The following is a 13,174-nucleotide window of genomic DNA, read 5'->3' as shown; positions in this document are numbered from 1 at the left end:
TTTAATCAAAGGAAAATGTCAAGAATTGGTAAAGCAATTATAACAATTCCCGCTGGTGTTACCATCACTGAGAAAGATGGTGTAGTAACGGTAAAAGGTTCTAAAGGAGAACTTTCTCAGGAACTTACAGAAGGAATTACTTTAGAGCAGAAAGATGGCGAACTTACAGTTAACAGACCATCTGATGCTAAACAACACAGAGCGCTTCACGGTTTGTACCGAGCGTTAATCAACAATATGATTGTTGGTGTATCTGAAGGTTTCGAAAAGAAACTTGAATTAGTGGGAGTAGGTTACAGAGCTTCTCACTCAGGTCAAAAACTTGAGTTGGCTTTAGGTTTCTCTCACGGTATCGTATTAGAACTTCCAAGCGAAGTGAAAGTTGATACATTGACTGAAAAAGGTAAAAACCCAATTATTACTTTAACGTCTTACGATAAGCAACTTCTTGGAATGGTGGCTGCAAAAATCCGTTCATTCAGAAAGCCTGAGCCGTACAAAGGAAAAGGTGTGAGATTCGTTGGTGAAAATGTTAGACGTAAAGCTGGTAAATCTGCTTAATAAAATTTAAGAAAATGGCACTAAGTAAGTTAGAAAAAAGAATAAGAATAAAAAGAAGAGTAAGAGGAAAAATCTCAGGATCTTCTGAATTGCCAAGATTATCTGTATATAAAAGTAATAAAGAAATTTACGCTCAGTTAATCAACGATAAAGACGGTAAAACTTTAGTTTCTGCTTCTTCCAGAGAGAAAGGAGTAGATGCTAACGGAACAAAAATTGAAGTTTCTGCGGCTGTAGGAAAAGCAATTGCTGCTAAAGCTCTTGCTGCAGGAATTGAAAATATTGTATTTGATAGAAACGGATTCGTTTACCATGGTAGAGTGAAAGCTCTTGCTGACGGTGCGAGAGAAGGTGGACTTAAATTCTAATCATTAAATTTCGGAAATATGTTAGGACTAGATAATATAGAAAGAGTAAAACCGGGAGGATTAGAACTTAAAGATCGTCTCGTAGCTGTTAATAGAGTAACAAAAGTAACTAAAGGAGGTAGAGCTTTCGGATTTTCTGCTATCGTTGTAGTAGGAGATGAAGCCGGAACTATCGGATTTGGTTTAGGAAAATCTAAGGAAGTTGCTTCTGCTATTGCTAAAGCGGTAGAAGATGCTAAGAAAAACTTAGTAAAAGTTCCTGTGATGAATCACACAATCCCTCACCAGACTACTGCTAGATACGGAGGTGCAGATATCTTCTTGAGACCTGCTTCTCACGGTACAGGGCTTATCGCCGGTGGTGCGGTAAGAGCAGTACTAGAATCTGCTGGTATTCACGATATCCTTTCAAAATCTAAAGGATCTTCAAACCCTCACAATGTGGTAAAGGCAACTTTCAAAGCATTGTTAGACATTAGAAGACCAGAAGAAATCGCAAGAATGAGAGGAGTTTCTCTAACTAAAGTGTTTAACGGTTAATATTTAAAACAATGGCAACAATTAAAGTAAAGCAAGTAAGAAGCGCTATTGGTAGAACAAAAACCCAAAAGAGAACGCTTGAAGCATTAGGATTTAAGAAACTTCACCAAGTTGTAGAACACGAAGCTACTCCTTCTATCTTAGGAATGATAGCTGCAGTTAGTCACTTACTTGAAGTTCAGAAATAATTAAAAAATTCAAAGATTAAAAGATTAAAATTTTCTTCCTATTTTAGTCGGAATTTTTTAATCTTTAAATTATTTAATCTTTAAATCAATAAAAAAATGAATTTAAACAACATAAAGCCAGCTGCAGGATCTACTTTCAATTCAAAAAGAATTGGTAGAGGGCAAGGTAGCGGAAAAGGCGGTACTTCTACAAAAGGTCACAAAGGTCAGAAAGCAAGAGCTGGTTATTCTCAGAAGATTGGTTTCGAAGGAGGTCAGATGCCTTTGCAGAGAAGATTACCTAAATTTGGTTTCAAAAACGTAAACAGAAAAGAATTCAGAGCAATTAATCTAGATAGTATCCAGACTTTAATTGAAAATAAATCTATTACAGGAGATATTACAAAAGAAGTTTTGGTACAAAACGGATTAGCTTCTAAAAATGAATTAGTGAAAATTATGGGGAGAGGAGAATTGAAATCTGCGGTTTCAATTTCTGCTGACAAATTCACTAAATCTGCTGAAGAATTGATTTCTAAAGCAGGTGGAAAAGCAATTACCTTATAAAAATTACTAATGAAAGAATTTATACAAACCCTCAAAAATATTTGGAGTCTTAAAGAACTTAGAGATAAAATTCTATTTACTTTAGGTATTATCCTTGTGTATAGATTCGCATCTTTTATCTCTCTTCCTGCGATTAACCTTGCAGAGGTGGGAGATCTCTTAGAGCATTATAAAAGTCAGGGCGGTAACAAGCAAGGAGCAGGTCTCCTTGGCTTGCTTTCGTCATTTACAGGAGGAGCTTTCAGCCATGCTTCTGTAATGGCGTTAGGGATTATGCCTTACATTTCTGCTTCTATTATTGTTCAGTTGATGGGGATGGCAATTCCTTATCTTCAGAAACTTCAGAAAGACGGAGAATCAGGAAGAAATACCCTTAATCAGATCACCAGATGGTTAACGATTGGAGTTTGTCTTGTACAGGCACCTTCATATCTGGGATCTATTACAGGATTATTTTTACCTTATGCTCAGTTCCAGTCTGCTTATCTTATTGATCCGAACTCAGTAATGTTTTGGTTGCCGAGTATTGTAATCTTGGTTGCAGGATCTGTATTTGCAATGTGGTTAGGAGAAAAAATCACAGACAAAGGTATCGGTAACGGTATCTCCATCCTGATTATGGTGGGTATTTTGTCTAGATTACCTGAAGCATTTGTACAAGAAGTAGCAGTACAAAACGGGAAAGGAGGATTAGGTTCTATCATGATTCTTGTTGAAGTTATATTCTGGATGTTGGTAGTTCTTTTAGCAGTAGTACTTTCTGTTGCGGTAAGAAAAATACCTATTCAGTATGTGAGCAGAGCTCAGGCAAGAGGAGGTGTAAATAGAAATCTTATGCAAGGTGCAAGACAGTGGATTCCATTAAAAGTAAATGCAGCCGGTGTAATGCCGATTATCTTTGCTCAGGCATTGATGTTCGTACCTGGCTTATTGACTAAGTTTGACGAATCAAATACTTTTCTTGCCGGTTTCAAAAATGTTTTCAGCTGGCAGTACAACGTATTGTTTGCGTTATTGATTATTATCTTCTCATTTTTCTATACCGCAATCACAATTCCGGTAAACCAAATGGCCGATGATCTTAAGAGAAACGGTGGTTTGGTACCTAAAGTTAGACCCGGTAAAGAAACTGCAGATTACCTTGATGATATTTTATCAAAAATTACCTTGCCAGGTGCAATATTTTTATCTATCTTTGCAGTCCTTCCAGCAATAGTGCATGGAAGTCTTGTTCAGACAGATGCGTTTGCCCTGTTCTTCGGAGGTACATCGTTGTTGATTATGGTTGGAGTAGTACTTGATACTGTTCAACAGATTAACACTTATCTGCTGAATCATCATTATGATGGCTTAATGCAGTCAAAATTATCAAGATCGACTGGATATTAATTTATGGCAAAACAAAAACATATTGAGCAGGATGGCGTAATAACGGAAGCTCTTTCCAACGCCCAGTTTCGTGTAGAGTTGGAGAATGGGCATGTACTTATTGCTCATATTTCCGGTAAAATGCGTATGCATTACATTAAACTGTTACCTGGAGATAAGGTAAAATTAGAAATGTCTCCTTATGATCTTTCAAAGGGGAGAATAACATTTAGATACTAAAAACAAATGCCAAATGGATTCTGAGGTTTCCATTTGGCTATTGTTGAAAAATAAATACTAACATTGAAATCCCAGGATTTTATCATTAGTAAAAAAATAAATACTATCAAATGAAAGTTAGAGCATCAATTAAAAAAAGAAGTGCTGATTGCAAAATCGTTCGCAGAAAAGGCGTTCTGTTTGTAATCAACAAGAAAAACCCAAAATTTAAACAAAGACAAGGCTAAAATTAAATTATGGCGAGAATTTCAGGTATTGATTTACCAAAAAACAAAAGAGGCGTTATCGGTTTAACTTACATCTACGGAATCGGAAGAAGCACTTCTTCAGAAATCCTTAAAGCTGCCGGTATCAGCGAAGACAAGAAAGTCAACGAATGGAATGACGATGAATTGGCTGCAATCAGAACATACATCTCTGAAAACATTAAAGTAGAAGGAGAATTGAGATCTGAAGTGCAATTGAACATCAAGAGATTGATGGACATAGGATGCCAACGAGGAATACGTCACAGACTAGGATTACCTTTAAGAGGCCAGAGAACGAAAAACAACTCTAGAACCCGTAAAGGAAAGAGAAAAACAGTTGCTAACAAGAAAAAGGCAAGTAAATAATCGTTAGGAATTATGGCAAAACAAACTAAAGTAGTTAAAAAAAGAAAAGTAAAAGTTGAAGCTATTGGTGAAGCGCACATTCAGGCTTCTTTCAATAACATCATCATTTCTTTAACAAATAAAAACGGAGAAGTTATCTCTTGGGCTTCTGCCGGTAAAATGGGTTTCAGAGGTTCTAAAAAGAATACTCCATTTGCTGCTCAGATGGCAGCTGAAAATTGCTCTGCTGTTGCTCACGAAGCTGGTCTTAGAAGAGTAAAGGTGTATGTGAAAGGTCCTGGTGCAGGTAGAGAATCTGCAATCAGAACGATCCACAATTCAGGAATTGAAGTCAGCGAAATCATTGATGTGACTCCTATGCCACACAACGGTTGTAGACCACCAAAAAGAAGAAGAGTTTAATTTTTAGAATTTACCCATTATGGCAAGATATATTGGACCTAAAACTAAGATTGCTAGAAAGTTTGGTGCTGCAATCTACGGAGATGACAAAAACTTCGAAAAAAGAAAAAACCAACCGCCAGGACAGCATGGTCCTAATAAAAGAAGAGGTGCTAAGAAATCAGAATATGCAGTTCAGTTAGCTGAAAAACAAAAAGCTAAATATACTTACGGTATTTTAGAAAGACAGTTTGCTAATCTTTTTGAAAAAGCACACAGAAGTAAAGGTGTAACCGGTGAAGTTCTTTTGCAACTTTGCGAGTCTAGATTAGACAACGTGGTTTACAGATTAGGTTTTGCTAAAACAAGAGCAGGAGCAAGACAATTGGTTTCTCACAGACATATTACTGTAAATGGCGAGATTTTGAACATTCCATCTTATTTAGTAAAAGCTGGTGATGTAATCGCTGTAAGAGAAAAATCTAAGTCTTTGGAAGTTGTTGCTGATGCATTGGCTTCAAAAGCAAACTATGAGTGGTTACAATTCAACGACGAGAAGAAAGAAGGTACTTTCATTTCTGCTCCGGATAGAATCCAGATTCCGGAAGACATCAAAGAACAGTTGATCGTCGAACTTTACTCTAAATAATTTTTTAATCAAATTTTTGCTCAACCCAACAATATGGCAATTTTACAATTCATAAAACCCGATAAAGTAATCCTACTTAACTCTGATGAATTTAAAGGTCAATTCGAATTCAGACCTCTAGAACCAGGTTTCGGGCTTACAATCGGTAATGCTTTGAGAAGAGTGTTGCTTTCTTCTCTGGAAGGATACGCTATTTCATCTATCAAAATAGAAGGTGTAGAGCACGAATTTTCAACTATCCCGGGAGTAATTGAAGACGTTACCGAAATTATTCTTAACCTTAAGCAGGTAAGACTTAAAGCTACAGCAGAAAACCAGGCTTCTGAGCAGGTTGTTGCTAAGGTTTCAGGTAAAACTGCTGTTACTGCTGGAGATTTAGGGCAATCAATCAACGGATTTGAAATCTTGAATCCTGACTTATTGATCTGCAACCTGAATTCTGATGTTACTTTTGAAATTACGTTCAACATAGAAAAGGGAAGAGGATATGTTCCTTCTGAACAAAACAAGTCAAACAATGCTCCTATGGGAACTATTGCGATTGACTCTATCTTTACGCCGATCAAAAAAGTACAGTACAGTATTGAAAATTACCGTGTAGAGCAAAAAACAGACTACGAAAAACTTGTACTAGATATAGAAACTGATGGCTCAATAAGTCCTCAGAATGCTTTAACTGAAGCTTCAAAGATATTAATTTATCACTTTATGCTTTTCTCTGATGAGAGAATCACTTTGGAAACTGAAGCCGTAAAAGCATCTATCCAGTACGATGAAGAAACACTTCATACAAGACAATTACTAAAGTCTAAATTAGCAGATATGGATCTTTCTGTAAGAGCCCTTAACTGTCTGAAAGCGGCTGAAGTAGAAACTCTTGGTGAGCTTGTTTCTTACAGTAAGTCTGATTTGATGAAATTCAGAAATTTTGGTAAAAAATCTTTGACAGAACTAGAAGAATTGGTGCATTCAAAAGGTCTTAACTTCGGTTTTGACGTTGCAAAATATAAATTAGACGCTGATAAATAATTAATAATGAGACACGGTAAAAAATTCAATCACTTAGGAAGAACGGCTTCTCACAGAAGTGCTTTGCTTTCTAATATGGCTTGTTCTCTAATTGAGCATAAAAGAATCAACACTACTGTTGCTAAAGCTAAAGCTTTAAGAGTATATGTTGAACCTCTATTAACTAAAGCAAAAGAAGATACTACTCACAACAGAAGAATTGTTTTTTCATATCTTCAAAATAAAGAAGCGGTTACTGAATTATTCAGAACTGTAGCTCCGAAAATCGCTGAAAGAAACGGTGGTTATACGAGAATCATCAAAACTGGTTTCAGACCTGGTGATGCTGCAGATACTGCCTTAATTGAGTTAGTTGATTTCAATGAGCTTTACAATCCTAATGCTGAAGAGAAGAAAACTACAAGAAGAAGCAGAAGATCTACAACAGCTGCGAAAAAAGAAGCTGTAGTTGCTGAAGCTCCTGTAGTAGAAGAAAAAGTAGAAGAGCCAAAAGCTGAAACTACAGATTCTACTGAGGAAAAGACTGAAGAATAATAATTAATTCTACAGATATAAAAAAACCGTTCAGATTACTGAGCGGTTTTTTTAGTTCTATATTTTCGTTTTTACCAGTTCAATAATATTACCTCCTTGATGAAGGATTAAGCTGTCTCCTTTTACCATTGCCTTCATATCATCCTTTTCGTAGATCGTTTCATGAGGCTTGGCTTCGGTCTTTTTAAGAATAAAAGTTTTGTTGTTGCTTCTTATAGAGACGTTTCTGTCTGCAGGATCGTAATCAAAAACCACTTTTACCAGAGTTCCGTCGGATGCTCTATAGACATAATCTGTTTTGATCGATTTGTTTCCGTCTACATCTACATTGTACGCTATAGTAGAATCTGGCTTGCCATTATCTGCGAGGATTATTTCTTGCTCACTTTTAATAATTCCCTTATTGCCGTCTTTTTTACAACTGATTAGTGAAATAGTAAATAAACATGCAATAGCTAACTGATATGTTTTCATAAATTAAATATTTTTTTGTTTTAAGTTTTGTTTTCCATTGTTTGTAAAGGATACATCAGAATTTTACATTTACAAAGAATTGTTTCTGAAAAATTTCTTAAATTTAATGAAAACAAAAAACAAACCATTAAAACGATTATTAAAATTTACAATTACCCGAAAGTGTAATTGACTCTTCTCATTTTTCTGTTGAAATTTGTTCTAAAGAAATCCGCAAACATGAGTATTTCCATAGCCATAGTAGAAGACGAAAAAAACTACAACAATGCGTTGAAGAAAGTTATCAATTATCAGGATGATATGACCGTTGTTGCCCAGTTTTACGATGGAAAGTCAGCTTTAAAAATGTTACCGGATTTTTCTCCTGATGTTGTGATGATGGATATTCAGCTTCCGGATATGTTAGGAATTGATGTCATCAGAAAACTCAGAAAAAGCATGTCTCAAACCCAATTTATCATGTGTACAAGTTTTGAAGATGACGAAAAGGTTTTCAATTCTTTGAAAGCCGGTGCAATGGGATATTTGGTAAAAGGCGAAAGCATGGATAAAATTTTATCTTCAATCCGTGATGCGTATAATGGAGGTGCTCCGATGAGTTTCGCAATTGCCCGAAAAGTTCTCAACCATTTTCAACAAAAAAATTCAGAAGTACAGGAATGGGACGAGCTTACGGGAAGAGAGAAAGAAGTTTTAGAACTTTTAGCTGAAGGTTTGCTCTACAAAGAAATAGCTGATAAAAAGTTTATCAGTATTGATACCGTGAAAAAACATGTAGGTAACATTTACAGAAAACTCCACGTCAGCAACAAAGTGGAGGCAATTAATAAATTTAACCATTTTAAAAACTAAAATTATGAGGGAAAAAGACTTTGATTGTGAAGCAGAAAGAGAATTAATATCTAAGGAAAAATTGGGTGAAATAATTTATCTACCAAATAAAAATAAATTTGAAATTTTTTTAAGCATCAAGATTAGAAACCATGTTAATGCTGAAAATTATATTAAGATAATTAATGATCCAATACCAGATGATATTTATGAGTTGGATGCAAGTCGTTTTGGGATTAAACTACCTAATATAAAGTCAAATCTATTTATATATTATGAGTTATACGAAAAGTTAGTCAATAGTTATATTCAGCGTGGATTTGATTTTGTAAATATTTCTTTTTTGCAAATGGAACAAAATCAATTCGAGATAGAAGATATATCTCAAGAAGATTTATTAAGCTTGAATTCTTTTGTTAATAAAATATATGCAATTGTAACTTTTTCGGATAAACAACAAAATAAAGATGAAACATTTCTTTTATTTAATATGAAAAATGAGTATCCAATTAATATTGATTTAGATAAATGTCACAATGATTTTTTGCAAAGCTTATTAGGGCAGTCGATGAAAAATAGTTCAAAAGATAAATATGTACCAAGTTATATACAGTATGAATTACCTAAAGTAAAAAAGTATATTGATAGAATAAGAAACTATTTGAATGGTTGTTTAAATAAAAACGTAGATAAAATTGCTTTCAATTTTTGTTTTGGTTTAAGAAAGCATAAACATGTAGAAGTAGAATCTTTTTATTTATCATCAATGCCAATAGACATTAATGGACAATCTTTAAATTTACATTTTCCATATTATGATCAAGGCAGCTTAGAACCATAATGCTAATCAAAATATATTATATCGTTTTTTTTATTACCTTAGTGAAATCGATAATGATTTTGAGAAAGAATACTTTTGTTTCTCAAAATCATTTTTTTGTTTTTTTATTGATCAATTTTTTAATTGATTTCTTGTCAGAAATAAATATAATTACTCTAAAAGCAATTCAGTATAATTATTTGAATGTATTCAATATATGTTTTTTTACATTTTTTTATTTTAATTATATAAAGAGAAAATTTTTAGCTGTTGTAATTTTAATGAGTACTATAATTTGTATATATATTACAAGCAGCCTTTTTTATTTTGATCAATATAATTTGACCTTGGCAATATTATATTGTATCACAAATATTTTTTACGTGCTTTATTGGATTGATTTAAAGTTAAATAATATCTCGAAACTAAAGATAACTGATGAGCCACTTTTTTGGATTTCAATATCATTATTAGTTTGGAGTTGTTTTTTCTTGTTCAGAATAATTCCGATGTACTTATTAGATAAAGAAGATAAACATTTTTTAAAGCTTTTAAAAAACTTGTTATCATTAATAAATATTATCGTTTACACATTATTTTATATAGGATTAACAAAATATAAAAACATAAAAGATGAAATCTTTGCCTCCTGAAATAAAACTAACTTACATTGCAGCAATATTGTTAATAATGTTGCTTATTATTTTTGTTGTTTTCATTGTAATAACATATAATAAAAAACAATTATTAGTTTTAAAAGAGCAGCAGCTCAAAGAATCAGAATACCAAAACCAACTCCTGCAAAAAGAGCTCGAAAAACAAAAGTCAATAGAAGCAGAGAGAGAAAGAATTTCCCATGATATGCACGACGATCTTGGTGCTGGAATTTCAGCATTAAAACTTCAGGCAGAGTTTTTAAAACAAAAGTCAGAAGATAAAAATCTTATTGCAGATATAGACGAGTTGCTGAAAACATCTGAAGAAATGAACTTGTCTATGAGGGAAATGCTTTGGAGCTTAAATTCAGGAAATGATACTTTAGGAAGCTTCACAGATTACGCAAAAATGTACGCACAAAACTTTCTGAAAAAATCCGGGATTAATTTGATTATCGAGGAAAGTACCGGGATAGTTTCTGAAATCATTATTTCCACAGAACAGAGACGGAATTTATTTCTATGCTTAAAAGAAGCCCTGAATAATGCTTATAAACACAGCCAATCTGAGCAAATAAGATTGTTATTTATTCAAAAAGATAAAGAATTTATGATGAAAATCTCTGATAACGGGATTGGAATACAAAATGAAAATACGGAAGGCAACGGAATCCAAAATATGAAGCGAAGAATGAAGGAACAAAACGGACATTGCGAAGTTGCTACCGAAAACGGGACACATTTATTTTTCAGGATAAAATTATAGTTCCTTCTAGCGTAAATATTAGCAGCATCATTTTATGGTGCTTTTTTTATTAAAAGTACCTTTTTGTGTAATTGATTTGAATGCTTTTTTGGAGGAAATTTGGAGGACTAAATAAACATAATATTAATAACAAAAAACATTCACCATGAATTCAGAAGAATCTATTAAAAAATTAACGGAAGAATTTGAAGCAGAATTAAAGAGACTTACTAATGATATATCTAAAGAAGTTTCAAATATTCAGGATGACAGCGAGATTTTACAGGATAATAATACACTGTTTAAAATTAAGAACGGAAATTATCAATATAATTTTGAATGGAAAAAAATAATTTTTGATTTGCCGATCCCACAGTTTATTATGAAGTCACAAAGGTTTTCCTTTGATATTCCGGAAGTAACCATGAATCTTAGAGAGATATGCTTTGATTGGCCTAAGACAAAAATGGTTCCTAAAAAAGTTGGTGAGAAACCAGAAACAACATGCAAGTGGCAGATTAAATGGCGCCTGGGAATTAAGACTAAGTTTTGGGATTGTACTACTAAATGGACTCCTATTATTATATCGGTTCCTGAAATTACAATGGAAAGAAAGTGTATGTCTACAAAAATTCCCGAAGTAACAATGAAAACTAAAAATATTATTTTTAATATTCCTGAAGTGACAGTAGTTTTCAAGGAGATATCTTTCAATACATTAGTGATTACAAATATCAGTTATGATGAATCTGAGGATAATATTGAGAACAGTAATGAAAAGATAGCACATATTCAGCAAAAGATTAATGATGTTACCGTCGCATACGAAGGAAAAATGAAATATATACAGGTTCAATTATTAAACGAACAGTTTGATAAAGCACAAAGTGAAATTTTGGGTAATGTAGAACCTGTGAAAGAAAACATAGAGAAATCTATTGAAGAATGTAAAGGAACTATTACGGAGTTGAAAAATAATGGTGCACTCGAACAATTGAAAATTGAGGAGGAAAAATTAAACAAACTGATTTCAGATCTGCAGAAAATATTAGAACCTTTTCAACAGTCATTGGAAAGCTTAAGTATAGAAAGGAAAAAAGCATTGGATGAAATGGAACAAGCAGTAGGTTTGGAAATTTTATCCTAAATGAAAAAAAGAATGACTTAATATCACAATTCTCCGTATCGAAACTATATGGAGAATTTTATTTTAAACTCATTTGAATTATGATATTAACTAAAATTTAACTCATAAAAACGTATTTAAACCTATTCTAATAATGTTAAAACTCAAAAAATCATTAAATTTGTCTAAACTATAAAAAAACAAACAATGAGTTATATTTCTTACATAGAAGCAAGACAGATTTTAGATTCAAGAGGAAATCCTACAGTGGAAGTTGATGTATTTACAGAAAGTGGTGCGATGGGTCGCGCTGCAGTACCTTCAGGAGCATCAACGGGAGAACATGAAGCCGTAGAATTGCGTGATGGCGGTTCGGAATGGATGGGGAAAGGTGTTTCCAAAGCGGTGGAAAATGTAAGAGAAGTCATTGCACCGGAATTGGTAGGTCTTCCTGTTTTTGATCAGAATTTGATTGATCAGATTATGATTGATTTAGACGGGACAAGCAACAAAGGAAATATCGGAGCCAATGCAATTCTTGGCGTTTCTTTGGCAGCAGCAAAAGCAGCAGCTACAGAATTGAGAATGCCTTTGTACAAATATGTAGGCGGTGTAAACGCAAATACACTTCCTGTTCCTATGATGAATGTAATCAATGGTGGTTCTCACTCAGATGCGCCGATTGCATTTCAGGAATTTATGGTAATGCCGGTAAAAGCAGACTCATTCTCTCATGCTTTGAGAAAAGGAACCGAAATCTTTCATAATTTAAAATCTATTCTTCATTCAAGAGGTCTTTCTACGGCAGTTGGTGATGAAGGAGGATTTGCACCTACTTTCTCGGGAACTGAAGATGCTTTGGATACCCTATTACAAGCTATCGAAAAAGCAGGATATAAGCCGGGTGATGATGTAATGATTGCACTAGACTGTGCTGCTTCAGAATTTTATAAAGATGGGATTTATGATTACAGAAAATTCCAGACAGCAGATGCAGCTCAATACTCGAGCAGCGAGCAGGTTTCTTATCTGGCAGAATTAGCAGCGAAATATCCTATCATCTCTATTGAAGACGGGATGCATGAAAATGATTGGGAAGGCTGGAAAATGCTTACTGATAAAATTGGAGACAGAGTACAGTTAGTTGGGGACGATTTGTTTGTAACTAATGTAGAACGACTGTCAAGAGGAGTAAAAGAAGGAATTGCCAATTCAATTTTAGTTAAAGTAAATCAGATTGGTTCGCTTTCTGAAACAATGGCAGCAGTGCAAATGGCTCAACACAATAAGTTTACCTCGGTAATGTCTCACAGATCAGGAGAAACAGAAGATTCAACGATTGCTGATCTTGCAGTTGCAATGAACTGCGGTCAGATAAAAACAGGATCTGCTTCAAGATCAGACAGAATGGCAAAATACAACCAATTGCTTAGAATTGAAGAAGCTCTTGGTGAAACAGCCGTTTTTCCAGGTTTAGATGCTTTCAAAATCAAAAGATAATTCA

19 protein-coding genes are annotated in these 13,174 nt (G+C 33.8%); 18 read left to right on the top strand and 1 reads right to left on the bottom strand.

The annotated features are described in order from the left end of the window. Positions 1-15 precede the first annotated feature (15 nt). From rplF to rplQ, 13 genes are all read left to right on the top strand, one after another. Positions 16-561, top strand: coding sequence for a 50S ribosomal protein L6 (gene rplF / locus FOL89_RS15360; RefSeq protein ID WP_144283667.1), 546 nt, complete (start codon positions 16-18; stop codon positions 559-561). Positions 562-575: 14 nt separating this feature from the next. Beyond that, positions 576-929 carry a 50S ribosomal protein L18 gene (gene rplR, locus FOL89_RS15355; protein WP_144283666.1) on the top strand — a complete coding sequence of 118 codons (354 nt, stop codon included), beginning with the start codon at positions 576-578 and terminating at the stop codon, positions 927-929. Between the two features lie 18 nt (positions 930-947). Further along, complete coding sequence (rpsE, locus tag FOL89_RS15350; RefSeq protein ID WP_034678028.1) at positions 948-1,469, top strand: 30S ribosomal protein S5; 522 nt, start codon at positions 948-950, stop codon at positions 1,467-1,469. 11 nt (positions 1,470-1,480) lie between these two features. Next, positions 1,481-1,657, top strand: coding sequence for a 50S ribosomal protein L30 (gene rpmD, locus FOL89_RS15345; RefSeq protein ID WP_007839493.1), 177 nt, complete (start codon positions 1,481-1,483; stop codon positions 1,655-1,657). 96 nt (positions 1,658-1,753) lie between these two features. Then, positions 1,754-2,203 carry a 50S ribosomal protein L15 gene (gene rplO, locus FOL89_RS15340; RefSeq protein WP_143884923.1) on the top strand — a complete coding sequence of 150 codons (450 nt, stop codon included), beginning with the start codon at positions 1,754-1,756 and terminating at the stop codon, positions 2,201-2,203. A 9-nt stretch (positions 2,204-2,212) separates the two neighbouring features. After that, entirely contained in the window at positions 2,213-3,592 is a 1,380-nt protein-coding gene (gene secY / locus FOL89_RS15335; protein WP_089745109.1) for a preprotein translocase subunit SecY, read from the top strand. Between the two features lie 3 nt (positions 3,593-3,595). Further along, positions 3,596-3,811: a translation initiation factor IF-1 gene (gene infA / locus FOL89_RS15330; protein ID WP_029297754.1), complete on the top strand. Its 216-nt coding sequence runs from the start codon at positions 3,596-3,598 to the stop codon at positions 3,809-3,811. A gap of 110 nt (positions 3,812-3,921) precedes the next feature. Further along, on the top strand, positions 3,922-4,038 hold the full coding sequence (gene rpmJ, locus FOL89_RS15325) for a 50S ribosomal protein L36 (protein ID WP_007839480.1): 117 nt from the start codon (positions 3,922-3,924) through the stop codon (positions 4,036-4,038). A 9-nt stretch (positions 4,039-4,047) separates the two neighbouring features. Continuing rightward, positions 4,048-4,425, top strand: coding sequence for a 30S ribosomal protein S13 (gene rpsM, locus FOL89_RS15320; RefSeq protein ID WP_076444023.1), 378 nt, complete (start codon positions 4,048-4,050; stop codon positions 4,423-4,425). 12 nt (positions 4,426-4,437) lie between these two features. Further along, the gene (gene rpsK, locus FOL89_RS15315) at positions 4,438-4,827 is read left to right on the top strand and encodes a 30S ribosomal protein S11 (protein ID WP_048504755.1); all 390 of its coding nucleotides are present in this window, start codon (positions 4,438-4,440) and stop codon (positions 4,825-4,827) included. A 19-nt stretch (positions 4,828-4,846) separates the two neighbouring features. Next, the gene (gene rpsD, locus FOL89_RS15310; RefSeq protein WP_144283665.1) at positions 4,847-5,455 is read left to right on the top strand and encodes a 30S ribosomal protein S4; all 609 of its coding nucleotides are present in this window, start codon (positions 4,847-4,849) and stop codon (positions 5,453-5,455) included. Between the two features lie 33 nt (positions 5,456-5,488). After that, on the top strand, positions 5,489-6,484 hold the full coding sequence (locus FOL89_RS15305) for a DNA-directed RNA polymerase subunit alpha (protein ID WP_089745107.1): 996 nt from the start codon (positions 5,489-5,491) through the stop codon (positions 6,482-6,484). A gap of 6 nt (positions 6,485-6,490) precedes the next feature. Then, positions 6,491-7,018: a 50S ribosomal protein L17 gene (gene rplQ / locus FOL89_RS15300; RefSeq protein WP_144283664.1), complete on the top strand. Its 528-nt coding sequence runs from the start codon at positions 6,491-6,493 to the stop codon at positions 7,016-7,018. Between the two features lie 57 nt (positions 7,019-7,075). Here rplQ and FOL89_RS15295 read toward each other — a convergent pair whose 3' ends face one another. Then, complete coding sequence (locus tag FOL89_RS15295) at positions 7,076-7,492, bottom strand: hypothetical protein (protein ID WP_144283663.1); 417 nt, start codon at positions 7,490-7,492, stop codon at positions 7,076-7,078. Between the two features lie 219 nt (positions 7,493-7,711). On the opposite strand from FOL89_RS15295, the gene FOL89_RS15290 reads away from it, so the two are divergent. The 5 genes from FOL89_RS15290 (at position 7,712) to eno (ending at position 13,170) form a co-directional block, all read left to right on the top strand. Continuing rightward, positions 7,712-8,344: a response regulator gene (locus FOL89_RS15290; protein ID WP_144283662.1), complete on the top strand. Its 633-nt coding sequence runs from the start codon at positions 7,712-7,714 to the stop codon at positions 8,342-8,344. A 4-nt stretch (positions 8,345-8,348) separates the two neighbouring features. Continuing rightward, positions 8,349-9,164 (top strand): hypothetical protein, encoded by an 816-nt coding sequence (locus FOL89_RS15285; RefSeq protein ID WP_144283661.1) that lies wholly within the window; start codon positions 8,349-8,351, stop codon positions 9,162-9,164. A gap of 612 nt (positions 9,165-9,776) precedes the next feature. Further along, complete coding sequence (locus FOL89_RS15280) at positions 9,777-10,565, top strand: sensor histidine kinase (RefSeq protein WP_144283660.1); 789 nt, start codon at positions 9,777-9,779, stop codon at positions 10,563-10,565. Positions 10,566-10,710: 145 nt separating this feature from the next. Continuing rightward, entirely contained in the window at positions 10,711-11,691 is a 981-nt protein-coding gene (locus tag FOL89_RS15275) for a hypothetical protein (protein WP_144283659.1), read from the top strand. Between the two features lie 186 nt (positions 11,692-11,877). Next, positions 11,878-13,170 carry a phosphopyruvate hydratase gene (gene eno / locus FOL89_RS15270; protein WP_144283658.1) on the top strand — a complete coding sequence of 431 codons (1,293 nt, stop codon included), beginning with the start codon at positions 11,878-11,880 and terminating at the stop codon, positions 13,168-13,170. The last annotated feature ends 4 nt before the right edge of the window (positions 13,171-13,174 follow it).

Origin of the sequence: Chryseobacterium echinoideorum, from assembly GCF_007474535.1 — a bacterium.
Classification (GTDB): domain Bacteria; phylum Bacteroidota; class Bacteroidia; order Flavobacteriales; family Weeksellaceae; genus Chryseobacterium; species Chryseobacterium echinoideorum.
This window is presented reverse-complemented; position numbering and strand designations above follow the sequence as displayed.

Bases quoted from the DNA above. Each gene is read 5' to 3' on its own strand.
- FOL89_RS15305 (WP_089745107.1), top strand. From the start codon at position 5,489: ATGGCAATTTTACAATTCATAAAACCCGATAAAGTAATCCTACTTAAC.
- FOL89_RS15290 (WP_144283662.1), top strand. From the start codon at position 7,712: ATGAGTATTTCCATAGCCATAGTAGAAGACGAAAAAAACTACAACAAT.
- rpsD (WP_144283665.1), top strand. From the start codon at position 4,847: ATGGCAAGATATATTGGACCTAAAACTAAGATTGCTAGAAAGTTTGGT.
- FOL89_RS15285 (WP_144283661.1), top strand. From the start codon at position 8,349: ATGAGGGAAAAAGACTTTGATTGTGAAGCAGAAAGAGAATTAATATCT.
- rpmD (WP_007839493.1), top strand. From the start codon at position 1,481: ATGGCAACAATTAAAGTAAAGCAAGTAAGAAGCGCTATTGGTAGAACA.
- rplO (WP_143884923.1), top strand. From the start codon at position 1,754: ATGAATTTAAACAACATAAAGCCAGCTGCAGGATCTACTTTCAATTCA.
- secY (WP_089745109.1), top strand. From the start codon at position 2,213: ATGAAAGAATTTATACAAACCCTCAAAAATATTTGGAGTCTTAAAGAA.
- FOL89_RS15275 (WP_144283659.1), top strand. From the start codon at position 10,711: ATGAATTCAGAAGAATCTATTAAAAAATTAACGGAAGAATTTGAAGCA.
- rpsM (WP_076444023.1), top strand. From the start codon at position 4,048: ATGGCGAGAATTTCAGGTATTGATTTACCAAAAAACAAAAGAGGCGTT.
- infA (WP_029297754.1), top strand. From the start codon at position 3,596: ATGGCAAAACAAAAACATATTGAGCAGGATGGCGTAATAACGGAAGCT.
- rpmJ (WP_007839480.1), top strand. From the start codon at position 3,922: ATGAAAGTTAGAGCATCAATTAAAAAAAGAAGTGCTGATTGCAAAATC.
- rpsK (WP_048504755.1), top strand. From the start codon at position 4,438: ATGGCAAAACAAACTAAAGTAGTTAAAAAAAGAAAAGTAAAAGTTGAA.
- FOL89_RS15280 (WP_144283660.1), top strand. From the start codon at position 9,777: ATGAAATCTTTGCCTCCTGAAATAAAACTAACTTACATTGCAGCAATA.
- rplR (WP_144283666.1), top strand. From the start codon at position 576: ATGGCACTAAGTAAGTTAGAAAAAAGAATAAGAATAAAAAGAAGAGTA.
- rplQ (WP_144283664.1), top strand. From the start codon at position 6,491: ATGAGACACGGTAAAAAATTCAATCACTTAGGAAGAACGGCTTCTCAC.
- rpsE (WP_034678028.1), top strand. From the start codon at position 948: ATGTTAGGACTAGATAATATAGAAAGAGTAAAACCGGGAGGATTAGAA.
- rplF (WP_144283667.1), top strand. From the start codon at position 16: ATGTCAAGAATTGGTAAAGCAATTATAACAATTCCCGCTGGTGTTACC.
- eno (WP_144283658.1), top strand. From the start codon at position 11,878: ATGAGTTATATTTCTTACATAGAAGCAAGACAGATTTTAGATTCAAGA.
- FOL89_RS15295 (WP_144283663.1), bottom strand. From the start codon at position 7,492: ATGAAAACATATCAGTTAGCTATTGCATGTTTATTTACTATTTCACTA.